Origin of the sequence: Lysobacter niastensis, from assembly GCF_031457115.1 — a bacterium.
In the GTDB taxonomy this organism is placed as follows: domain Bacteria; phylum Pseudomonadota; class Gammaproteobacteria; order Xanthomonadales; family Xanthomonadaceae; genus Lysobacter_J; species Lysobacter_J niastensis_A.
Genome location: NZ_JAVDVY010000001.1, coordinates 641,588 through 664,608 on the forward strand (window position 1 = coordinate 641,588; position 23,021 = coordinate 664,608).

General features: G+C 67.8%; 16 protein-coding genes. 14 read left to right on the plus strand and 2 right to left on the minus strand.

Annotation, left to right across the window (positions count from 1 at the left end; translation table 11 throughout):
- Positions 1–271: 271 nt before the first annotated feature.
- From J2X06_RS03020 to J2X06_RS03085, 14 genes are all read left to right on the plus strand, one after another.
- A complete protein-coding gene (locus J2X06_RS03020) occupies positions 272–3,301 on the plus strand; it encodes a YadA-like family protein (RefSeq protein WP_310058101.1) in 3,030 nt (1,009 codons plus the stop codon).
- Between the two features lie 71 nt (positions 3,302–3,372).
- Positions 3,373–5,151, plus strand: coding sequence for a S8 family peptidase (locus tag J2X06_RS03025; protein WP_310058106.1), 1,779 nt, complete (start codon positions 3,373–3,375; stop codon positions 5,149–5,151).
- A gap of 104 nt (positions 5,152–5,255) precedes the next feature.
- The gene (locus J2X06_RS03030; RefSeq protein ID WP_310058109.1) at positions 5,256–5,696 is read left to right on the plus strand and encodes a protease inhibitor I42 family protein; all 441 of its coding nucleotides are present in this window, start codon (positions 5,256–5,258) and stop codon (positions 5,694–5,696) included.
- A 95-nt stretch (positions 5,697–5,791) separates the two neighbouring features.
- Positions 5,792–8,122, plus strand: coding sequence for a winged helix-turn-helix domain-containing protein (locus J2X06_RS03035; protein ID WP_310058113.1), 2,331 nt, complete (start codon positions 5,792–5,794; stop codon positions 8,120–8,122).
- A 255-nt stretch (positions 8,123–8,377) separates the two neighbouring features.
- On the plus strand, positions 8,378–10,006 hold the full coding sequence (locus tag J2X06_RS03040; RefSeq protein WP_310058115.1) for a TldD/PmbA family protein: 1,629 nt from the start codon (positions 8,378–8,380) through the stop codon (positions 10,004–10,006).
- Between the two features lie 22 nt (positions 10,007–10,028).
- Positions 10,029–11,363 carry a TldD/PmbA family protein gene (locus tag J2X06_RS03045; protein WP_310058118.1) on the plus strand — a complete coding sequence of 445 codons (1,335 nt, stop codon included), beginning with the start codon at positions 10,029–10,031 and terminating at the stop codon, positions 11,361–11,363.
- Between the two features lie 18 nt (positions 11,364–11,381).
- Positions 11,382–13,007 carry a TldD/PmbA family protein gene (locus J2X06_RS03050; RefSeq protein ID WP_310058121.1) on the plus strand — a complete coding sequence of 542 codons (1,626 nt, stop codon included), beginning with the start codon at positions 11,382–11,384 and terminating at the stop codon, positions 13,005–13,007.
- On the plus strand, positions 13,004–13,705 hold the full coding sequence (locus tag J2X06_RS03055) for a DUF4159 domain-containing protein (protein ID WP_430539481.1): 702 nt from the start codon (positions 13,004–13,006) through the stop codon (positions 13,703–13,705). The genes J2X06_RS03050 and J2X06_RS03055 overlap by 4 nt, the downstream gene beginning before the upstream one ends.
- Positions 13,706–13,791: 86 nt before the next feature.
- Complete coding sequence (locus tag J2X06_RS03060; protein ID WP_310058123.1) at positions 13,792–14,787, plus strand: AAA family ATPase; 996 nt, start codon at positions 13,792–13,794, stop codon at positions 14,785–14,787.
- 13 nt (positions 14,788–14,800) lie between these two features.
- Positions 14,801–15,712 carry a DUF58 domain-containing protein gene (locus J2X06_RS03065; RefSeq protein ID WP_310058126.1) on the plus strand — a complete coding sequence of 304 codons (912 nt, stop codon included), beginning with the start codon at positions 14,801–14,803 and terminating at the stop codon, positions 15,710–15,712.
- Positions 15,709–16,911 carry a BatA domain-containing protein gene (locus J2X06_RS03070; RefSeq protein WP_310058129.1) on the plus strand — a complete coding sequence of 401 codons (1,203 nt, stop codon included), beginning with the start codon at positions 15,709–15,711 and terminating at the stop codon, positions 16,909–16,911. Before J2X06_RS03065 ends, J2X06_RS03070 begins: the two co-directional genes overlap by 4 nt.
- A complete protein-coding gene (locus tag J2X06_RS03075) occupies positions 16,908–19,082 on the plus strand; it encodes a hypothetical protein (RefSeq protein ID WP_310058132.1) in 2,175 nt (724 codons plus the stop codon). The genes J2X06_RS03070 and J2X06_RS03075 overlap by 4 nt, the downstream gene beginning before the upstream one ends.
- Positions 19,079–20,953: a carboxypeptidase regulatory-like domain-containing protein gene (locus J2X06_RS03080; protein WP_310058134.1), complete on the plus strand. Its 1,875-nt coding sequence runs from the start codon at positions 19,079–19,081 to the stop codon at positions 20,951–20,953. Before J2X06_RS03075 ends, J2X06_RS03080 begins: the two co-directional genes overlap by 4 nt.
- Positions 20,954–20,975: 22 nt before the next feature.
- On the plus strand, positions 20,976–21,125 hold the full coding sequence (locus J2X06_RS03085; protein WP_310058137.1) for a hypothetical protein: 150 nt from the start codon (positions 20,976–20,978) through the stop codon (positions 21,123–21,125).
- Here the strand turns inward: J2X06_RS03085 and adhP are convergent.
- Both adhP and J2X06_RS03095 read right to left on the minus strand, forming a co-directional pair.
- On the minus strand, positions 21,122–22,153 hold the full coding sequence (adhP, locus tag J2X06_RS03090; RefSeq protein ID WP_310058139.1) for an alcohol dehydrogenase AdhP: 1,032 nt from the start codon (positions 22,151–22,153) through the stop codon (positions 21,122–21,124). The genes J2X06_RS03085 and adhP overlap by 4 nt on opposite strands.
- Positions 22,154–22,475: 322 nt before the next feature.
- Entirely contained in the window at positions 22,476–23,021 is a 546-nt protein-coding gene (locus tag J2X06_RS03095; protein WP_310058141.1) for a thioredoxin family protein, read from the minus strand.

Below are 23,021 nucleotides of genomic sequence, written 5' to 3' on the forward strand. Positions count from 1 at the left end.
TTGGTGGGGAGCCGCCGGGCAGGCCACAGAGGGCGGCATCGCCAGCCCTTTTTGTGGCCGGACATGGGCGCCTGGCGGATCGATTTCGACAACCCGAGAAAATTCATGACGTTGTAGCGGCGCTGTCATCGAATTGTGATGGCCGGGGTGGCGTTTTGATGGCCGGTTCAAGTCATCCGAAGGGGCGGCGCGCAGGTTGGAGCGGGGAGTTTCGGCAGGGGGCGGAGGTATGCACCGGGGCCGGCCCCGTCCATTCCTCTTGAGAACCGTCATGTCCGCGAAACTGCCGCACCTGCATCGCCTGCACCGCCATGCCCTGACTGCCGCGCTCCTATCGGCCCTTTCCATGCCGGTCTATGCCGGCGGCAATTGCCAGCTGGTCGACGCCGCCGGCGCGCCCATCGCCATCGACAGTTCCGCGCCGGGTGCCGAAGCCCTGGCCTGCGGTCCGGACGCCAAGGCCAACGGCGACGGCTCGGTCGCGATGGGCGACGAGACCACCGCCACCGGCAAGAACGCGACCGCCATCGGCTCGTGGATCGACCTGGACGGTGACGGCCTGGTCGATGCGAACGAGATCACCTGGGCCAACGGCGACAACGCCACCGCGATCGGCGCTGCCGCGCAGGCGCTGGGCAAGGCCTCCACGGTGCTCGGTGTCCGCGCCGTGGCCAACCTCGACAACAGCGTCGCAATCGGCAACCAGGCGCAGACCCAGGCGGTGGGCACCAGCACGGTGACCACGCGCGAGGGCGCCACGCGCAACGGAACCGGCACCGTGGTGACGACCAATCCGTCCACCTCGCTCCCGGCCTCGGGCAGCAACAGCATCGCGATGGGCAGCCAGGCCCGCGTCAACGGCAACAACAGCATCGTGATCGGGCCCAGCGCCAGCGCCGAAAAGATCACCAACACGTTCTCGGTGGCAGCGTCACCGGCGGGCAGCAAGGAAACGCAGACGACCACGGTCGGCACGGTGAACAACACCGTGGTCCTTGGCAACGCCTCGCGTGCCAACGGCGACGGCGTCACGATCATTGGCGCCAACGCCACGGCCGAGGCCTCCACTCGGGTCACCCTGAGCGGCTTCGGCGGCACGTACATCCTGACCAATGTTCCGGCGCCGGCCACCAACTCCACCGTCATCGGCAGCGGCGCCTCCTCCAAGGGCGTCAACAACGTCGTGATCGGCAGCGGTGCCGCGACCTCCGGCGCCGGCACCGACGCCACCGGCACGGTCGAACTGAAGGACCAGAACAGCACGGTCGTCGGTTACCAGGCATTTGCCGTGCGGGGCTGGGGTGCCGCGTTCGGTTATCACGCAACCGCGTACGGCCATAACACCACTGCGATCGGTACCGGTACCTACGCCATCGGCAACGGCTCGACCGCGGTCGGCGGGTGGTTCGACGTCAACGCGGCCTTCGGCGCCACCCCGGTCAACACCCCTCCGTCCGGCTTTTCCTTCGGCACCAATACGCCGGGCCTGGCATCGCAGGCGTTCGGCGCCAACGCCCGCACCTGGGGCAATTACGACACGGCCCTCGGCCCGGCGGCCCGCACCAGCGATTTCAACAGCGATGCTGGCGTGGCATACAACTCCAATGACCAGAAGGTCATCAACGGTTCGATCGCCGTGGGCTTCGTGGCCTTTGCCCAAGGCCATTCCAGCATCGCCATCGGCCAGCAGAGCCAGGCCCACGACTCCAACGCCGTGGCCATCGGCAGCGAAAGCGTGGCCTGGGGCATCGACAGCCTCGCCCTCGGCGACGCCGCCATCGCCACCTGGCACCAGGACATCGCCATCGGCAAGGGGGCGGAAGCATGGGGCGGCTTCGGCACCGCCAACACCGCCTTCGGCATCGGCGCCCACGTTGGCATGAGTGGAGGTGCGGACATCAACAACGCCATGGCCTTCGGCACCAATGCCGGCGCCATGGCCGACGGTGCCGTCGCCTTCGGCAATGCCGCACAGGCATTGGCGGCATCCGCTTCGGCCTACGGCGACAACAGCCAGGCGTTGGGCGTATACGCGACGGCCATCGGCTCCTATGCCTACGCGGGTGCCGACAACAGCCTGGCGACGGGCACCAATGCCTTCGCGCTCGGCCTCAACAGCTCCGCGTTCGGCTACAACAGCATCGCCCTGGAAGACGACAGCGTCGCGGTGGGCGCCTATTCCGTCGCCGATCGTGCCAACACCGTCTCGGTCGGCGCGATGGGCGCTGAGCGACAGATCACCAACGTCGCCGCCGGAACGCAGGACACCGATGCCGTCAACGTGGGCCAGCTGAACAACGTGCTGGTCGCCATCGGCGCCAGCAACGTCGCACAACTCGACACCGTGGCGGCCGCGCTCGGTGGCGGCGCCACGCTCGACGTCAATGGCTTGCTGGGCGCGCCCAGCTACACCATCCAGGGCAGCAGCTACAACAACGTCGGCGCCGCTTTCGATGCGCTGGACAGCGCGTTCGGCAACCTGAGCAACCGCATCGTGCAGTTGGAACAGACCCCGGGCCTCGGCCTGCCGGTCGGTACCGGCAGCGGCCTTGCGCTGGGTGAGGGCAGCCATGCCCAGGACAGCCGCGACACCGCGTACGGCAGTGGCGCCTCGGTCATGGCCGATGGCAGCACCGCGGTCGGCAGCAATGCTGTGATCGATGCGGCGGCGACCAACGCCGTCGCCGTCGGTGCCGATACCCATGTCAGTGCCGCCAGCGGCACGGCCATCGGCCAGGGTGCAACGGTCAGCGCCGACAACGCGGTCGCGATCGGCCGCGGCTCGGTGGCCGACCAGGCCAACACGGTATCGATGGGCTCGGCGAGCAACCAGCGCCGCGTCACCAACGTCGCCGCCGGCGCTGCGCCGACCGATGCCGCCAACGTGCAGCAGATGCAGGCCGCTGACGCGCAGACGCTGGCTACAGCCAACGCCTACACGGACACCACCGCGACGCAGACGCTGACGCGCGCCAACAGCTACACCGACAGCAAGATGCAGTCGCTGGATGACCAGTTCACCAACCTCAGCAACGACATCGGCATGCGCCTGGGCAAGCAGGACGAGCGCATCGACCGCGAAGGTGCGATGAACGCGGCGATGATGAACATGGCGATCAACGCGGCCAACAGCCGCAGCGAGCATGGCCGCATCGGCGTCGGTGCCGGCTGGCAGAACGGCGAAACCGCGCTGTCGGTGGGCTACTCGAAGCAGATCGGCGAGCGCGCCTCGTTCTCGGTCGGCGGCGCCTTCAGCAGCGACGACAGCTCCGCCGGCGTCGGCTTCGGCATCGACCTCTAACCCTCACGCGCCAAACGCGGCGCCCGCCCGGGCGCCGCGACATCTCTTCGCCACATCACCAGGAATCCAACATGATCCTCCGTCGTACCGCCCTAAGCCTGCTTCTCGCCAGCGCCTGCGTGCCGGCGTTCGCCGCCAACGCGCAGATCGATCTGTCGTCCATCAACGACGCCACGATCTCGCCACGCTTCATCGTCAAGTACCGCAACGGCAGCGCCGAACGCGTGCAGCCGGCCGCACGCCAGCGCTCGCTCGATGCCGCCACCGATCGCGCACGTCCCGGCATGGGCGCGCAGATCATCGGCCTGAAGGGCTCCGCCGCGCTGCGCGTCAGCACCCTGCGCGAGACCGCGAATGGCAAGCACGTGATCAAGGCTTCCCAACGCCTGAGCCGCAGCGAAGCCGAAACGCTGATGCGCGCGATCGCCGCCGATCCGAACGTCGAATCCATCGCGGTCGACGCGATCATGCGTCCGGCCGCGATGCCCAACGATCCAGTGCTGGCCACGCACCAGATGTGGCATTACGGCACCGGCACCGGTGGTGCTCGCGTCACCACGGCGTGGGGCGCAGGTGCCACGGGTGCGGGCGTGGTGGTGGCGGTGATCGACACCGGCGCGACCCATCACCCGGACCTGGAGCCCAACCTGTTGCCGGGCTATGACTTCATCTCCGATGCGTACCTCTCCGGCCGAGCCACCGACGAGCGCGTGCCGGGAGGCTGGGACCTCGGCGACGGTGCCCCGGCCGGCTATTGCGACACGGGTTCGCCGGCCAGCAACAGCAGCTGGCACGGCACGCACGTCTCCGGCACGATCGCCGAAGTGACCAACAATGCCGTTGGTGGCGCCGGTGTCGCCTTCGACGCAAGGGTCGTGCCGCTGCGAGTGCTGGGCAAGTGCGGTGGTTATACCTCCGACATCAACGACGCCATCATCTGGGCTGCAGGCGGCTCCGTGCCGGGCATGCCGGCCAATCCGTACCCGGCCGAAGTCATCAACATGAGCCTGGGCGGCAACCATGCCTGCGAAGCCGACACGCAGTCGGCCATCAACACGGCGGTGTCGCTGGGTACGACCGTGGTGGTCGCGGCCGGCAACGACAACTCCGATGTAATGGGCCATTCGCCGGCCAGCTGCCCGAACGTCATTTCCGTCGGCGCCAGCGGTTACGGCGGCCAGCGCGCCGGCTACTCCAACTACGGCGCCGGCGTCGACCTGTCCGCGCCGGGCGGTGCCGGTGTGGAAGGCAATCCCAACGGCTACATCTGGTCGACTCTCAACAACGGCACCACTGCCCCCAACGTTCCGATCTACGCCGGTTACACCGGTACCTCGATGGCGAGCCCGCATGTCGCCGGCGTGGTCGCGCTGATGCAGAGCGTGGCCGCGCAACCGTTGACGCCGTCGGTGGTCGAAGGCTTGCTGAAGGCCTCGGCACGTCCGTTCGTGGTCAAGCCGCCCGTGGCGGAGGGCTCTGGCATCCTCGACGCTGCAGCCGCCGTCGATCGCGCCAAGAACTTCGGCCAGCCGCTGACCGGTACTCCGCTGGTCCCCAATGTCGTGCAGGCGATGCCGCCGCTGGGTGCAGGCCAGAGCGTGATCTATGTGGTGGATGTTCCCGTCGGCGCCGCCAGCCTCGAGTTCACCACGTACAGCGGCCGCGGCACGCTCGCCGCGTACGCCAACTACGAGGCCGAACCGATGCCCGCCGCCAGCATCGCCTCATCGGTGCGCCCGGGTACGAACCAGATCATCACCATCAGCGCGCCTGCCGCTGGCCACTACTACTTCAAGGTGACCGCATCCGCCGCCGCGTCGGGCGTGATGGTGCGCGCCAAGGTGCTCTGATCGCAATGGCAGTATTGATCGGGGCGGGCTGTCGCCCGCCCCGGTCAGCATGATGGAGACGTGTCATCGCTGTTTCTTTATCGCTTCGCCGATTGAGTGTGTGGATGTTGTTGTCGTTGGTCGCGTGCCAGCCTATGCAGGAGCGCGCGCTTGACCAGGGCCTGGCGCGCGGGACTGCGCCGGATTCCGGGCGTGCCAGAAGGGAGTCGGTGCAGGCGCCACCAACGCTCGACATTGACCTGGCGAACGCAGCCGACCCCATTCGCCTGCAGGTCGGTCAGGCCGTGCGCGTCCACCTGCCGGCCAGTCCGGCCAGCGGCTATGGCTGGGAGCTGCAGGAACCGGCAGCGCTTCTGAGCATCGAGGCGGACCCGGGAGGCGACCCGTTGACGTTCACCCGATCCGGCTCTGACTCCAGAGTCATGTCGTGGCGTTTCCGCGCCCACGACAGGGGGAGCACATTGCTTAAATTCCGCTACGGCCGACCTTGGGAAACGCGGGCGGATAGCAGGCGGACCGAGACCTTCCACATCGACGTTCGCTGATCGCGACTGCGGCATATCCCCGGCACATCGCTTAGCATCGGAGTGCTGCCCGACTCCACCGATGTCGGGACGATCAAGAGGGACAGATCGGCCTCATGCGTCTCCCGAAGTACCGGTTCGGCCCATTCGAACTCGATGCGGCCTCGCGCGAGCTTTCGCGCGATGGCGAGCGCGTGGCATTGGCGCCGAAGTCCTTCGAATGCCTGGCCTACCTGATCACGCATCGTGATCGCGCTGTGGGGCGCGACGAGCTCATCGCCGCGGTCTGGGGCCGTGTCGAGGTCAGCGACGCGGTGGTGGCGCAGACGCTGCTGCGAGCGCGCAAGGCGCTCGACGATACGGGCAACAGGCAGTCCACGATCCGGACCGTATCGCGCTTCGGATACCAGTGGGTCGCGCCGGTGCAGGAAGTGCCCGCGTCAGGCGATGCAGTGGCGGATGCCGGTGTTCGGGACATGGCAGCGGAACCGGTATCGGATGCGGTGCTGGCGGCCCCGCCGCGCGACGGCGCCGCGAAGTCCCGTCGCGCACGTTGGCCCTGGTTGATCGGTCTTGCGCTGCTGGCCGGCGCCGCCGTTGCGCTCTTCCATTTCCTGTCGCCGCCAGACCGTGTCGCGCAGAAGAAAATCAGCCGCGATGTGGTGCTGGTGCTTCCGGTCGCCGTCGCGCCCGCTGGCAGCGATGACGCTTGGGTTCGCTTGGGCGCCATGGATTACATCGCCAGCCGCCTGCGCGGCAGCGGTATGACCGTGTTGCCCAGCGACCAGGCCATGCACCTGTCCAAGCAGATCGGCGACCACGGCCCGACGCTCGATGCTGCCGAGCTGCAGAAGCTCACGACGGCCAGCAGTGCCGGCGTGATCGTCTGGCCGGAGGCGACCCGGGACGGGAACGGTTGGCGTGTCCGCTTGAACCTGCACGACGCCAGCGGCCCGCACGCCATCGATGCGCGCGGCGCGACGCCCTTGGCCGCGGCAGCGTCGGCGACGGACTCCTGGTTGAGCAGGCTCGGACGGGTGCGCAAGGACAGCGACGCAGCGCCCAGCCCGTTGACCGAGCGCGTGCAGCGGGTCGATGCCGAACTGATCACCGGCCAACTCGACGCCGTGCGCAGGCTGATCGACGCCGCGCCCGCGAACGAACGCGATGATCCGCTGTTGCGTGTGCGCGAAGGCCAACTGGAGTACCGCGCCGGGCGCATGGATGCGGCTGCTGGAATCTTCCAGAAGTTGCTCGATCGCAGGCCGGAAGTGTCGGACGGAATCCGCGCCCGGGCACTGATGGGGAAAGGCGCGATCGCGATCCGCGGCGCCGACCCGGTGGCTGCCGAAGCCGATTACGCGCAGGCGCTGGCGGTGCTGGAACGCAGCGCGGAACAACGGGACGATCCCGCGTTGCTCGGCAATGCCTACAACGGTCGCGGCGTGGCGAGGATCCAGCAGGGAAAGATGCAAGCAGCGGTCAGTGACCTCGGCATGGCGCGGATTGCCATGCAGCGATCCGGCAGCATGGTCGAAGCCGCCGGGGTCGGCGTCAACCTGGCCATCATCGAGGTCCAGCGTGGGCACTATGCACAGGCCCTGCAGGAGTTCGACCGCGCCATCGCCGTGTTCGAGCGCTTCGAAGTGCGGGACTACCTGGCTGCGGCGTTGATGGGCAAGGCCAATACGCAGCTGAAGTTGGCCCAGCCCGCCGATGCCGTCGCCTCGATCCAGCGCACTGATGCCCTGAGCAAGTCGCTGGAAGACAACGACCTGGCGATCCGCATTGCGACGGTCCGTGTGGAAGCGATGCTCGCGGTTGGGCGCCTGGGCGAGGCCGAGCGCAGCATCGCGTCACTGCGGGCATTGGGCGAGCCCGAGACCAGTCAGGTCTTGCAGTCGCAGATGCTTCGACTCCGGATGGCGCAAGGCGACCTCGCGCAGGCAGGAGCGTTGGCGCGGCTGCTGCCCAATGCCGAGGAGGCCGTGCAGGATTCGCTCGTGCTCGCAGGGGTTCAGGGCGCGCTGAAGAATCAGGACCTGTCGACGGCGAAAGCCTGGCTGGACAGATCGACCGGCGAGAAGGACGAATCGATGCTGCGAACGCTGTCCCGCGCCCTGGTCGCGCGCGCGCAGCGCCGTCCCGACGACGCGCTGCAACTGGCGCGCGAGGCCAACGCGATGTCCGAGCGTAGCGGCGTCCCCGATGACAGGATCCAGGCCGGCGTGCTACTGGCCAGAGTGCTGCTGGAGCAGGGACAGACCGACCGGGCCTCCGCGGTATTGGGCGATCTCGATGCATTCTCGTCGTCCGACTATCGGGTGGCCTGGACCACCTTGGCCCTCTATCGGGCCCTCGGGGACGAGGGCATGGCCAGGAATGCGCTGACCCAGGTAGGAGTGCTTCGCGGAGAGCGGGATCCCGCTCTCGAGCCTGCGCTGTAGGGCGACACACCTTTTGCGCTGCCGGTCAACCGCCAGATCCGGCAAATAGCGACGGGGCGCCGAGTAATGAACACGTGGCGACCGGAACGACGTGCGGCACATTTCCGCCTCCGCAACGCACGACAGGGCAGGACATAGCCCGAACGTCACTTGACGAGCCGCGACCGCGCTCCGCACAGTCGGCGAGCTTCGCCGTCTTCTTCGCCTGGCGCATCGACCCGATGCCGCGCGGGCTCATCCGGGGGTACAACAAAAGTGGATAGACGCTCATTCCTCACGATGTCCGGCATTGGCGTGGCCGGGCTGATGATGCCGTTCGGCCGTGCCATCGCCGCCGAGGCCTTGCTGGTGCCGCTCGACGTGGCCAAGAAGAAGTCGCTGGCCGACGCCGCGCTGGCGGCCGCGACCGCGGCGGGCGCCTCGTACTGCGACGTGCGCATCGGCCGTTACCTGCGCCAGTTCGTGATCACGCGCGAGGACAAGGTCCAGAACGTGGTCAACACCGAGTCCACCGGCATCGGCATCCGCGTGCTGGTCAACGGCGCCTGGGGCTTCGCCGCGACCAATGACCTGAGCACCAAGGGCGTCGTCCAGGGCGCGCAGCAGGCCGCCGCGATAGCGAAGGCCAACGCCAGGATGCAGTCCGCGCCGGTGCAACTGGCCAAGGCGCCTGGCGTGGGCGAGGTGTCGTGGAAGACGCCGATCAAGAAGAACTCGATGGAAGTGCCGCTCAAGGACAAGGTCGACCTGCTGCTCGGCGTCAATGCCGCGGCGATCAACGCCGGCGGCAGCTTCGTCAACTCGATGCTGTTCCTGGTCAACGAGCAGAAGTACTTCGCCTCGACCGACGGCAGCTACATCGACCAGGACGTGCACCGCATCTGGGCGCCGATGACGGTCACCGCGATCGACAAGGCCACCGGCAAGTTCCGCACCCGAGACGGCCTGTCCTCGCCGATGGGCATGGGCTTCGAGTATCTCGACGGCGCTGCCTCGGGCAAGTTCGTCTCGCCCAACGGCGTGGTCAACTACGGCCTGTCCTACGACATGATGGAAGACGCGGTCGCCGCGGCCAAGCAGGCCAAGGCCAAGCTGACCGCGCCGTCGGTGAAGCCGGGCAAGTACGACCTCGTGCTCGATCCGTCGCACACCTGGCTGACCATCCACGAGTCGGTCGGACATCCGCTCGAACTCGACCGCGTGCTCGGCTACGAGGCCAATTACGCTGGCACCAGCTTCGCCACGATCGACAAGCTCAAGGACAAGTTCCGCTACGGCAGCGACAACGTCACCGTGTTCGCCGACAAGGTCCAGCCGGGCAGCCTCGGCGCGGTCGGCTACGACGATGAGGGCGTCAAGACCAAGCGCTGGAACCTGATCAAGGACGGCACGCTGGTCGACTACCAGGCCATCCGCGACCAGGCCCACATCCTGGGCAAGACCGAGTCCGACGGCTGCTGCTACGCCGACTCGTGGTCGAGCGTGCAGTTCCAGCGCATGGCCAACGTGTCGCTGGCGCCGGGCAAGGACAAGCTCAGCGTCGACCAGATGATCAAGGACGTCGAGAACGGCATCTACATCGTCGGCGACGGCTCGTTCTCGATCGACCAGCAGCGCTACAACGCGCAGTTCGGCGGCCAGCTGTTCTACGAGATCAAGAACGGCAAGATCACCCAGCAGATCGAGGACGTCGCCTACCAGATCCGCACGCCGGAATTCTGGAACGCCTGCGTCGCCGTCTGCGACGAAAGCGACTATCGCCTGGGCGGCTCCTTCTTCGACGGCAAGGGCCAGCCGGGCCAGGTCTCGGCGGTCTCGCACGGTTCGAGCACGGCGCGCTTCAACGGCATCAACGTCATCAACACCGCCCGCAGCCTCGGCTGATCGTGCCCGGAGACATCATTAAATGAGCATTTTCACCGAAGAGCAGGCCAAGGCCATCCTCGACAAGGTCATCAAGCTGTCCAAGGCCGACCAGTGCACGGCCCAGTTGACCGGCTCGATCGACGGCAACATCCGTTTCGCGCTGAACAACATTTCCACCAGCGGCATCGTGGACAACACCGAGCTGGCCGTGGAAGTGGCGTTCGGAAACCGCGTCGGCGTGGCCACCATCAACGAGTTCGACGACGCCGCGCTCGAACGCGTGGTGCGTCGCGCCGAGGACCTGGCGAAGCTGGCTCCGGAAAACCCGGAGTTCATGCCGGCCATCGAGAAGCAGACCTACAAGCCGAGTCCGACCTTCAGCGCGTCCACCGCGGCCATCACGCCGGAAGTGCGCGCCAAGGTCGCGGCCGACTCGATCGGTCCGTGCAAGGCCGAGAAGCTGATCGCCGCCGGCTTCCTCGAGGACGGCCAGAGCTTCGTCGCCTTCGCCAACAGCAAGGGCAACTCCGGCTACCAGCGTGCCACCAACTTCAACTACACCTGCACGGTGCGCACCGAGGACGGCCGCGGTTCGGGCTGGGTCGGTCGCAACGTCAAGGACGCCAGCGACTTCAAGGCCGACAGCGACATCCGCACCGCGATGCGCAAGGCCACCGAGTCGGCCGAGGCCAAGGCGCTGGAGCCGGGCAAGTACACGGTGATCCTGGAACCGGCCGCGGCCGCGGGCCTGATCTCGTTCATGATGAACTTCTTCGACGCGCGGCAGGCCGACGAAGGTCGCAGCTTCCTGTCGAAGAAGGGCGGCGGAAACAAGCTCGGCGAGCAGGTCTACGATCCGCGCGTGAATATCAGCGCCGACCCGTGGGATGAGCGCGCGCCGGTGCTGCCGTGGGACCAGGAAGGCCTGCCGCGCGAGAAGATGGCGATCGTCGAAAACGGCAAGGTCGTCGCGATGCAGTACTCGCGCTTCTGGGCCAAGAAGCAGGGCAAGCGCGCCGTCGGCGAGCCGGGCAACCTGCTGATGGCCGGTGGCGACAAGACCACCGCGCAGCTGGTGGCGAGCACGCAGAAGGGCATCCTGGTCACGCGCACCTGGTACATCCGCATGGTCGATCCGCAGACCGTGCTGCTGACCGGCCTGACCCGCGACGGCACCTTCTACATCGAGAACGGCCAGATCAAGCACCCGGTGAAGAATTTCCGCTTCAACGAGTCGCCGGTGATCATGCTCAACAACATCGAAGAACTCGGCAAGCCGGTGCGCGTGTCCGGCGACGAGTCCTCGTTTGTGATGATGATCCCGCCGATGAAGCTGCGCGACTTCACCTTCACCTCGCTCTCGGATGCAGTGTGATCTGCGGAGTGTTTGATCGTGCAACGTCGTGATTTCCTGAGCCTCACCGGTCTGGGTCTCGCCGGCTTGCTGCTGCCCCAGGGCCGCAGCATCGCCGCCGAGGCATTGCTCGAACCGGCCGACACCGCGCGGCGCCGGCTGTTGGCCGACGCCGCTCTCGGTGCCGCCCGCAGCGCCGGCGCGCAGTACTGCGACGTGCGCATCGGCCGTTACCTGCGCCAGTTCGTCGTCACCCGCGAGACGCGGGTGGAGAACATCGTCAACAACGAATCCTCCGGTGTCGGCGTGCGCGTGCTCGTCGACGGCGCCTGGGGTTTTGCGGCGTCCAACCAGATGACGACGGACGCCGTCGCGCAGACCACGCGCCTGGCCGTGTCGATCGCCCGTGCCAATGCGCGCAGCCAGACCCGCAAGGTCGAGCTGGCGCCGGTGCGCGGCGTCGGCGAGGTGCGCTGGGCCACGCCGATGCGCAAGAACGCGATGGCTGTGCCGATCAAGGAGAAGGTGGACCTGTTGCTGGGCGTCAACGCCGCGGCGATGAAGGCCGGTGCCGACTTCTTCAACTCGACGCTGTTCCTGGTCAACGAGCAGAAGTACTTCGCCTCCACCGACGGCAGCTACATCGACCAGGACGTGCACCGCATCTGGCTGCCGATCACCGCCACCGCGGTCGACAAGGCCAGTGGCAAGTTCCGCACCCGCAACGGCCTGTCCTCGCCGATGGGCATGGGCTACGAGTTCCTCGACGCCGATCCGGCCGGCAAGTTCGTCCTGCCGGGCGGCGTGATCGGTTACGGCAGCAGCTACGACGTGATGGAAGACGCCGTGGCCGCTGCGCGCGATGCCCGCGCCAAGCTCAAGGCGCCGTCGGTGAAACCGGGCAAGTACGACCTGGTCGTCGATCCGACCAACCTGTTCCTGACCATCCACGAGAATGTCGGCCACCCGCTGGAACTCGACCGCGTGCTCGGCTACGAGGCCAACTACGCCGGCACCAGCTTCGCCACGCTGGACAAGCGCGAGCAGGGCTATCGCTGGGGCAGCCAGATCGTCAACTTCGTCGCCGACAAGACGCGCCCGGGCAGCCTCGGCGCGGTCGGCTACGACGACGAGGGCGTCAAGACCAGGCAGTGGGACCTGGTGCGTGATGGCGTCCTGGTCGACTACCAGGCCACGCGCGATGAAGCGCACATCCTCGGCCACACCGAGTCGCACGGCTGCAGCTACGCCGACTCCTGGTCGAGCGTGCAGTTCCAGCGCATGGCCAACGTCTCGCTGATGCCGGGAAAGACACCGCTCAGCGTGGCCGACATGGTCAAGGACGTCGAGAACGGCCTGTACGTGCACGGCCGCGGTTCGTACTCGATCGACCAGCAGCGCTTCAACGCCCAGTTCGGCGGCCAGCTGTTCTACGAGATCAAGAACGGCAAGGTGACCGGCATGGTGGAGGACGCGGCCTACCAGATCCGCACGCCGGAGTTCTGGAACGCCTGCGTGGCGATCTGCGACGAGCGCGATTTCCGCCTTGGCGGCTCGTTCTTCGACGGCAAGGGACAGCCCAGCCAGGTGTCGGCGGTGTCGCACGGTTCGGCCACGACGCGCTTCAACGGCATCAACATCATCAATACCGCGCGTTCGATATGAACCGCGCGCAGTTCCTCCGCCTGATGCTGGCGGGTGCGGCGGGGGCGATGTTGTCGCCCTTGGCGCGCGCCGCCGGCGCGGAGTACGACTTCTGGCTGACCCGGCTGAAGTACGACTCGGGCGATTGGGACGTCGACCAGCGCATGCCGGCCAACCTGATCACCTCGCTGATCGACTACACCAACTTGCGCGTGGACCCGAAGGAACACGTGCTGGCGCTGGCCGATCCGAAGATGCTGACGGCGCCGTTCTGCTACCTGGCCGGTCACAAGCTGGTCGAGTTCAACCCGGACGAGCGCCGCAACTTCGAGCGTTACGTACGCAATGGCGGATTCGTGTTCGTCGACGACTGCAACCACGACATCGACGGATTGTTCGCCAAGTCGTTCGAGTCGCAGATGTCGTCGATCTTCGGTGCCAAAGCATTGAAGAAGCTGCCCAACACCCATCCGCTGTACCGCAGCTTCTTCGTGTTCAAGGACGGACCGCCGGCGACCGGCTTCGAGCTCAACGGCTGGGGCGACGACCTGGTGCACGACTACCTGCAGGGCATCGAGATCGACGGCCGTCTCGGCGTGCTGTACAGCAACAAGGACTACGGCTGCGAGTGGGACTACGACTGGCGCAACAAGCGGTTCCTGGCCGAAGACAACACCAAGTTCGCGGTCAATGTCGTGATGTATGCGTTGAACAGCTGATGACGTTTACGACGAGCGCCAGCACCCGATGCCGTCATTCCCGCCTTCGCGGGAACGACGAGGCAGTAACACCATAGGATCCGCCCATGAACGACACCCCATCCGAAGCCGACATCCAAGCCCAGCTCGCGCGCCTTGGCACGCTGCGCAACGCGATCGCGCAGGCGATCGTTGGCCAGGAGGCGGTGGTCGAACAGTTGCTGATCGGCCTGCTCGCTGGTGGCCACTGCCTGCTCGAAGGCGTGCCCGGCCTCGGCAAGACATTGCTGGTGCGCTCGCTCGGCCAGGCGCTGGAGCTGCAGTTCCGGCGCGTGCAGTTCACGCCCGACCTGATGCCCAGCGACATCCTCGGCACCGAGCTGCTGGAAGAGGACCACGGCACCGGCCATCGCCACTTCCGCTTCCAGCCGGGACCGATCTTCACCAACCTGCTGCTGGCCGACGAGCTCAACCGCACTCCGCCCAAGACCCAGGCGGCGCTGCTCGAAGCCATGCAGGAGCGCACCGTCAGCTACGCCGGCGTGACCCATACGCTTCCGGCGCCGTTCTTCGTGCTGGCCACGCAGAACCCGCTCGAACAGGCCGGTACCTATCCGCTGCCGGAGGCGCAGCTCGATCGTTTCCTGTTGCACATCCGCGTCGACTACCCGAGCGAGCGCGAGGAACACGACATCCTCGCCCAGACCACCGGCACGCACCACGCGCAGGTGCCGCGCGTGATGCACGGCGAGGAAGTGCTGGCGTTGCAGGCGCGCGTGCGTGAGGTGCACCTGGGCGAGGATCTGCTTGCCTGGATCACGCGATTGGTGCGCGCCAGCCGACCGAGCGAATCGGCGCCCGCCGAAATCCGGCAGTGGGTGAAGTGGGGCGCCGGCCCGCGTGCCGGCCAGTCGCTGGTGCTGGCCGCCAAGGCGCGCGCGCTGCTGCACGGGCGACTGGCGGCGACGCGCGAGGACATCGTCGCGCTGGCCGCGCCGGTGATGCGCCATCGCCTGCTGCTGTCGTTCGCCGCCGAGGCCGAACAGAAGAGCGCCGACGACGTGATCGCCGTGCTGCTGCGCAGCGTGCCGTTCACTTCCTGAGAAACCTGTTCGCGTGAGCGCCGGATCCAGCATCGCCGACTTCATTCCGCCGCAGGTTCGCTCGCGGCTGAAGGATCTGCGCCTGACCTCGCGCCGCGCCGCGGGGTTGCAGGGCATCGGCCTGCATCACAGCCGCAGCCGGGGTGCTGGCCTGGAGTTCGCCCAGTACCGCGCTTACGAACCCGGCGACGAACTGCGCCAGATCGACTGGAAGCTGTACGGCCGTTCCGACCGCTTCTTCGTGCGCGAGGCCGAGCGTGAAAGCCCGCTCGCGCTGTGGCTGCTGGTTGACGCGAGTGCGTCGATGGCGCAGGAAGACGCGGCGCGACCGGGCTGGTCGCGCCTGGCCGCGGCGAAAGGGCTGGCGGCCTGCATGGCCGAACTCGCGCTGCGGCAGGGCGATCGCTTCGGCATGATCACGCTGCGCGACGACGGCGTGCGCCTGTCCGCGCCCGCCACCGGGGTGCGCCAGCGCGATCGCTTGCTGCTGGAATTGCATGGCCTGTCCGCGCGCGGTGGCTGGCCCTCCGCAACGCAGTTGCGCCCGCTGTGGGAACGCATCGGCCCGGGAGACCTGGTCGTGCTACTCAGCGACACCTTCGACGAAGGCGCCGCCGACGTGCTCACGCGGCTCTCAGCGGCACGGCGCGAGGTCCTGACAGTGCGCATCCTGACCGCCGAGGAGCGGGACTTTCCGTTCCAGGGCGGTCACCGCTTCCACGATCCGGAAACCGGCGAGGAACTGCTGGGCGATGGCGCGGCGATGCGCGCGGACTTCATCGCGCGCTTCGGGCAGGCGCGCCGTGCCCTCGATGCGCGCCTGGACGCCAGCGGCATCCGCCACACAGAGTACGTGCTCGACCAGCCGCTGGACCTGCCGCTGCGCCGGTTGTTCGGCGCGCGCGACGCCGCGGAGTACGCGTGAACCTGGCGTTGCTGTTGCCGGCTGGACTGGCGGCGCTCGCGGCGCTGTTGCTGCCGTTGCTGATCCACCTCGCGCGTCGCAGCGAACAGCGACCGACCGCGTTCGCCGCGCTGCGCTGGCTGCGGCAGAAGCCCAAGCCGCGACATCGCATCCGCTTCGACGAATGGCCGCTGCTGATCGTGCGCTTGCTGTTGCTGAGCCTGCTGGCCCTGCTGCTGGCGCGGCCGGTGCTGTTCGGTGCGACCAGCGAAGACCCGTGGGTGGCGGTCATGCCGGGCATCGACCTGCAACAGGGACGTGCTGCACAGGCACCGGAAAACGCGCGCCGGCATTGGCTGGCGCCCGGGTTCCCCTCACTGGATGCATCGCAGCCGGAAATGACGGCCTCTGCGACAGGTGCGTCGGTCACCAGCCTGCTGCGCGAGCTCGATGCCAGCCTTCCACCGGGCGTGGCATTGACCGTTCTGGTGCCGGCCCAACTCGACGGCGTCGACGCAAAGCGACCCGTATTGAGCCGTCGCGTGGACTGGCGCGTCGTTGCCGGCACGGCACCAACGGCACAGGCAGCGAAGGCGCCGGCAACGAACACGGTGCCTGCGCCCGTCCTCAGCGTGCGCTATGCCGCCGATCGCGAAACCGCGCTGCGCTACCTGCGTGCGGCGAATGCGGCATGGCGCGAACCCAATAGCAAAGCATCCGCGCCCGTGCAGGATGTTGCGCCGGCCGGGCAGGCTTTGTCGGGAAAGTCGAAGACCTTGGTCTGGCTCGCACCGGGCCGGGTGCCGCAGGCGGTGAGCGACTGGATCCGGACCGGCGGCATCGCGCTGATCGATGCGCAGGCCACGCTGGCCGATGCGCCGCCCATGGCCGCGCTGTGGCGCGACGACACCGGCGCGCCGCTGGTCGAAGGCGCGCGCTACGGCAATGGCCGAGTGATGCGCCTGACCCGCGCGCTGACGCCGCAGGCGCTACCGGCGCTGCTCGAAGCCGATTTCCCACAGCATCTGCGCAGCCTGTTCGATGCTCTGAAGCCGGCGCCGGCGCGTGTCTTCGCCGCCGATCACGCGCCCGCGACCGGCGGCCCGGTGTTCCCGCAATCGCCGCGTGACCTGCAGCCCTGGCTGCTGGCGCTGATCGCATTGCTGTTCCTGATCGAACGCTGGATGGCCAGCGGTTCGCGGCATCGGGTGACGCCATGAAGGCCACGGCCATCCTTGGCCAGGCGTTGCGTAGTGCACGCCTGCGGCGCGGTCTCGATGCCGCGCTGCTTTGCCTGCCTTGGCTGGCTATCGCGCTGGCGCTGACATGGCGGCTGGCTGGGGCCGGAGCGACGCTGGCGCTGTTCGTGCTCGGCGGCGCGGCGATCATGGCGTTCTGCCTGCACCGCGCACGCCGGATCGATTCACGCTGGCTGGTGCGCGAACTCGATGCGCAGCGAGCCGACATGGAGGACAGTGCCGATCTGCTGTTCGCGCCCGCGGCGCGCATGACGGCGCTGGAACGCCTGCAGTTGGCGCGTCTGCAGCAGCGCATCGAGTCGTCAAAAACGGTTGACCTGCGCCCGTGCTGGTCGGGTCGCGCCATCGCCGGCGGGGTGGGCGTGGCCGCATTGGCGATCGTCGCCATTGCGTTGTGGCCGGCCCGGCAGCCGGTCACGCTGGAGAACGCACTGGCCAATATCGGCGTTGCTGTGGCCGCGCCGACGCACACGCGTGTGGTGCAACAGCAACTGCGGATCGAGCCACCGGGCTACACGCGCCTGCCGGCCCGCGAGGATGCCACGCTCGACGCGAAGGCCCCGCATGGCACGCGCCTGCAATGGGCGCTGCGTTTCGCCCCACAACCCGGCGCCGCGGAACTGGTTTTCCACGACGGCCGTCGCGTCGCGCTGGTGCGCGATGGCGACGATTGGCGCGCCAGCGACGTGCTCACCCGGTCGGCGCTGTACCGCATCGCGCTGCGCGATGCTCCACCGTTGCAGCCGGCCCCGGGCTCGTTGCATCGCCTCGATGCCATCGCAGACCGGGCACCGCAACTGCGCGTGCTCGAACCCGACCGCAGCCTGAGTCTGATGACGCAGGGCCAGCGCAACTGGGGGCTGGCGTTCGAGGCCAGCGACGATTACGGCGTGGCTGCCAATGCGCGATTGCGCATCACCCTGGCCCAGGGCAGCGGCGAGAACATCACGTTCCGCGAGCAGTTCATGACGCTGCGCGGAACCGGCCCGGCCACGCTCAGGCGCTACGCGCAACGCCTCGACCTGGGAGCGTTGGGACTGGCCGCCGGCGACGACCTGATCGTGCAGCTCAGCGTCGACGACAACCGCGTGCCGGCGCCGCAGAACGCGCGCAGCGCCAGCCTGATCCTGCGCTGGCCGTCCGACCTGGGCACCGAGACCACCGGCCTGGATGGCATGGTCAAGAAGGTGCTGCCGGCGTACTTCCGCAGCCAACGCCAGATCATCATCGACGCCGAGGCGCTGCTGAAGCAGCAACGCAAACTCGCCGCCGAGAGCTATCTCGAACGCAGCGACGGGATCGGCGTCGACCAGCGCATCCTGCGCCTGCGTTACGGCCAGTTCCTCGGCGAGGAAGCCGAAGGCGAGCCGAAGCCGCCGCCGACCAGCGATGCGCACGACGAGCCCAAGGACGATGCGACCACCGCCGAGCCCGCGGCGAAAGACGGACACGATCACGCACAGGAGGCGGCCCCGGCATTCGGCCAGGAAAGCGCGGTGCTGGAGGAATACGGTCACACCCACGATCACGCCGAGGCGGCGACGCTGCTTGATCCGGAAACCCGCACCACGCTCAAGGCTGCGCTCGACCAGATGTGGCAGTCGGAGCTGAACCTGCGCCAGGGTCATCCCGAGCGCGCGCTGCCGTACGCCTATCGCGCACTGAAGTTCATCAAGCAGGTGCAGCAGGCCACCCGCATCTACCTGGCGCGAGTCGGACCGGAACTGCCGCCTATCGACGAGAGTCGCCGTCTTGGCGGCGACCGCACCGGACTGGCGCGTCGCGACGATGCACTGGCGGCGGCCACCGCGGCCGAGCCCACGCTCGCCGGGTTGTGGTCTGCGCTGGATGACGTGCCGTCGTCATCGCGCAGCGAAGCGCCGGCCATCGACTTTGCCGAGTTGGAGCGCTGGCTGCGCGCCAACCAGGCGCGATTGGCCGATCCGCTGGCCTTCGTCGCCGCCATCGAGGCCCTGCGCGCGGATCCGGCTTGCGTGTCGTGCCGCCGCGACCTGCGCGCGCTGTTGTGGCCGCTGCTGCCGCGGCCCGCAGCGACCGTTCCCCGTCGCGACGACGGTGGCGATGCCGGCCGCCGTTATCTCGATGCCCTTCGCCAGGAGGAAGCGCGATGACTGCGTTCGACTTCGGTGGCCGAGAGGTCGATCTGGCTGTGCTGATTGCCGTGTTGCTGGCTACGGCGGCCGTGTTGGCGATCCTGCGTCTGATCTACCGGCAATGGCGCGCCGAGCCGGCACAGCGTTCGCGTGTGTGGCGCATTGCATTGCTGGTACTGGCGCAACCGCTGTGCGCCACGTTGCTGTATTACGCATTGCTGCCACCGACCACGCAGGGCGAAGCCGGCACGCTGGTCGTGGCCAGCGCCGGCACGAAGTCCGCGCAACTCAATGCACGCAAGGCCGGAGACGCCGTGGTAGCCCTGCCGGAGGCGCACGCGCTTCCCGGCATTGAGCGTGTGCCCGATCTCGCCACTGCGCTGCGAAAGCATCCCGGCACGCAACGCGTGCGCGTCGTCGGCGCAGGCCTCGAGGCCCGCGACCGCGACGCCATGCGCGGGGTGGCGCTGGACTTCGTTGCAGCCGCCTTGCCGCGCGGTCTGGTGGAACTTACGCCGCCATCGCGTGCCGTCGCTGGCGGCGAATTCCATGTCGCCGGACGCGCCGAGCGAATGTCAGGTGGATTCGCCGAATTGCTCGACCCCGCACGCCAACGCATCGACCGCGCCGCGCTGGCGCCGGACGGCCGCTTCGAGCTGACCGCGACCACGCGCGTGCCGGGCGCGGCGATTTACCTCCTGCGTCTGCGCGATGCGCACCAGCGGATCGTCGAAGAGACTGATCTGCCGTTGCTGGTCGAAGCCGATCCGGCGCCGCGCGTGCTGGTGCTGGCGGGAGCCCCCAATCCGGAACTCAAGTATCTGCGCCGCTGGGCACGCGATGCCGGCTTGGCAATGCATACGCAGGTCGGCGCGGGCGGCGGCATGCAACTGGGCGACGCGCCCATCCCGATCAACGCCGGCAACCTGGCCAGGTTCGACATGGTCGTACTGGACGAGCGCGCCTGGTCGGGGCTCGGCGATGCGCAGCGCGCCGCCATGAACGAAGCGGTTCGTGGCGGCCTCGGCATGCTGTTGCGCGTGACTGCGGCATTGTCCGAACCCGAACGGCGTCGCCTGCTTGCGCTGGGCTTCACCGCCCAGGACGGCCGCGATTCCACGACCATCCGCCTGTCATCGCGCAAGCGCGACGACGACGCCGAGCGGGCACGCATCGGCCCTGGCACGCAGGACTCGCCGCGGCCGCATGACGCGGCGGTCGCGGAGTTGCCGGAGCTGACCCGTCGCACGGTGCGCACCGCCGCCAGCGACGCGATGCCGATGCTGCGCGACGAAGCCGGTACGCCGCTCGGATTCTGGCGTGCGCAGGGGCGGGGCCGTGTCGCGGTATGGACGCTGACGGACAGCTACCGCCTGGTGCTCGCCGGACGCAGCGATGTGTATGGCGAACTCTGGAGCGAGGCCATCGCCACGCTCGCACGCGCGCGGCCACGTCAGGCCTTCGCGATGGACGGCGAGGCGCGGCAGGACCAGCGCATGTCGCTTTGTGGCGTTGCTGTCGGTGCCAGCGTGGTCTCTCCTGACGGGGCAAAGACATCGCTGTTGCCCGATCCTGCAACCGGCGCGAACAGTTGCGCCGCGTTCTGGCCGCGCCAGGCCGGATGGCATCGCCTGCAGTCCGGCGATCGCCAACAACTTTTCCATGTGCGTGCACGTAACGCCGCGATGGGACTGCATGCTGGCGAAGTGCGCGAGGCTACACAGCGGCTCGCTGCGGAGACAACCCGTGCCGTGTCTGACGCGACGACGACAGCGCGGGCGCTTCCGCAGCCGGGTGCGCGTTGGCCGTGGTGGCTGGGCTGGCTGCTGGCGAGCGCGGCCCTGTGGTGGTTCGAGCGTTCGCGTCTCGGCCGTGCTTACGGGATGTGAAGGGCCGCTTCCGGCGCGGACATTGAGCGGCCGCACGAAGTTGATCACGCTGTTGTCGGTGGCGGGACTCACCCATCGCCAGTCCTACGGCGACATCTTCGCCGTGACGGCGATCAAGTCGCTGGCGGTGTTCTTCGTGATCGGGGTCTACGCCGTCACCGGCATCGTCTAGTCCTCGTCGGTCAGGCGCAGCACCACCCGTCCCTCGATGTCGCCTTCGCGCAGGCGGCCGAAGACCCCGTTGATGTTGTCCAACGTGTCCACGCTGTACACCACGCGCACCTTGCCTTCGGCGGCGAACGCCAGGGCCTCCTGCAAGTCCTTGCGCGTGCCCACGATGGAGCCCCGCACGGTCTTCGCATTGAGCACGACGTCGAAGATAGGCAATGGGAAGTCACCCGGCGGCAAGCCGACCAGCGACATGGTGCCCCGCTTGTGCAGCATGCCCAGCGCCTGCGCGAACGCCGTACGCGACACCGCGGTCACGAGCGCACCATGCACGCCGCGGAACGCACTCTGGACCTCCTTCACGGGGTCCTGCGTGGCAGCGTTCACGACCATGTCGGCACCGAGCTTGCGCGCGAGCTCCAGCTTGTCGTCCGCCACGTCGACGGCGACGACGTGCATGCCCATGGCCTTGGCGTATTGCACCGCCACGTGACCCAGCCCGCCTATGCCCGAGATGGCCACCCAGTCGCCCGGCTTGCAGTCGAGCACCTTCAGGCCCTTGTACACGGTCACTCCCGCGCACAGGATCGGAGAGATTTCCGCGAAGTTCACCTTGGGCGGAACGTGGCCGACGTAACCTGGATCGGCCACCACGTACTCTGCATAGCCGCCGTTCACGGTGTAGCCAGTCATCTGCTGGCCATCGCACAGCGTCTCCCAGCCGGTGATGCAGTGTTCGCAATGGCCGCAGGCGGTGTGCAGCCAGGGCACGCCCACGCGGTCGCCCTCGCGCACGCCCTTCACGTCCGCGCCCACGGCGGCCACGTGCCCCACGCCCTCATGCCCGGGAATGAAGGGCAGGGTCGGCTTCACGGGCCAGTCGCCGTCCGCGGCGTGCAGGTCGGTGTGGCAGACGCCGCAGGCCGCCACCTTGACCAGGATGCGGCCCCGGGGCACCTGCGGAACGGGAACCTCCTCGATGACGAGGGGCTTCCCGAAGGAGTGCACGACCGCGGCTTTCATCACTTGCATGGCGTCCTCCTGCCCGATTGAGCGGACCACACAGCCAGCACCGCCGCCATTGCCGCAATCGATATGAGCTTCATGAGGACGCCTCGGGCGCTATCGCGGGTGACTGAAGTGTCTGGGCGCGGGAGTTAACATGGCGTAATAGCCAAGGCTGATCGACCGCTTTGGGTCGGAAGCGGACATCGAATGCACAACCTGGAGCAGCGGCACGGAAGCATCAAGTAACACCCCGGCGGGAAGTTCGGCTGCTGTTTGGGCATGGAGGTTGACGGTGGCGACAGCCGCGGCGCGGTCGCCACCGTTACCTGGGTTGCTGCGGTCGATCCTACGTCTTGCCCAGCAGCCGTTGGATCTGCGCCTCGGTCTGCTCGTAGTCGCCCTCGCCGAAGTGGCGATAGACGATCTCCCCGTGCTGATCGATCAGGTAGAGCGCCGGCCAGTAGCGATTTCCGAAGGCGTCCCAGGTCTTGTAGTCGTTGTCCTGCGCAACCGGGTAGGAGATGTCGAAACGCTTCACGGCCTTTTCGAGGTTGCCGAGGATGCGTTCATGCCCGTATTCGGGTGTGTGGACTCCGACCACGACCAATCCCTGATCCTTGTAGCGCTCGTGCCACTGCTTGACGTGCGGAAGTACGTGGATGCAGTTGATGCAGTCGTAGGTCCAGAACTCGACCAGCACGACCTTTCCGCGCAACTGCTCCAGCGAGAGCGCGCGGCTGTTGATCCAGTGAGTGATTCCCGTGAAGTCCGGTGCCTTGGGCGACTCGATCGCGACGCCGCGGGTCGGCTCCAGGGGATCCTCCTGGGCGCCGCTGGTGCAGGCGGCCGCCAGTAGGCAGGCGGCAAGGATGCTGATGGTGGGCTTGAACAT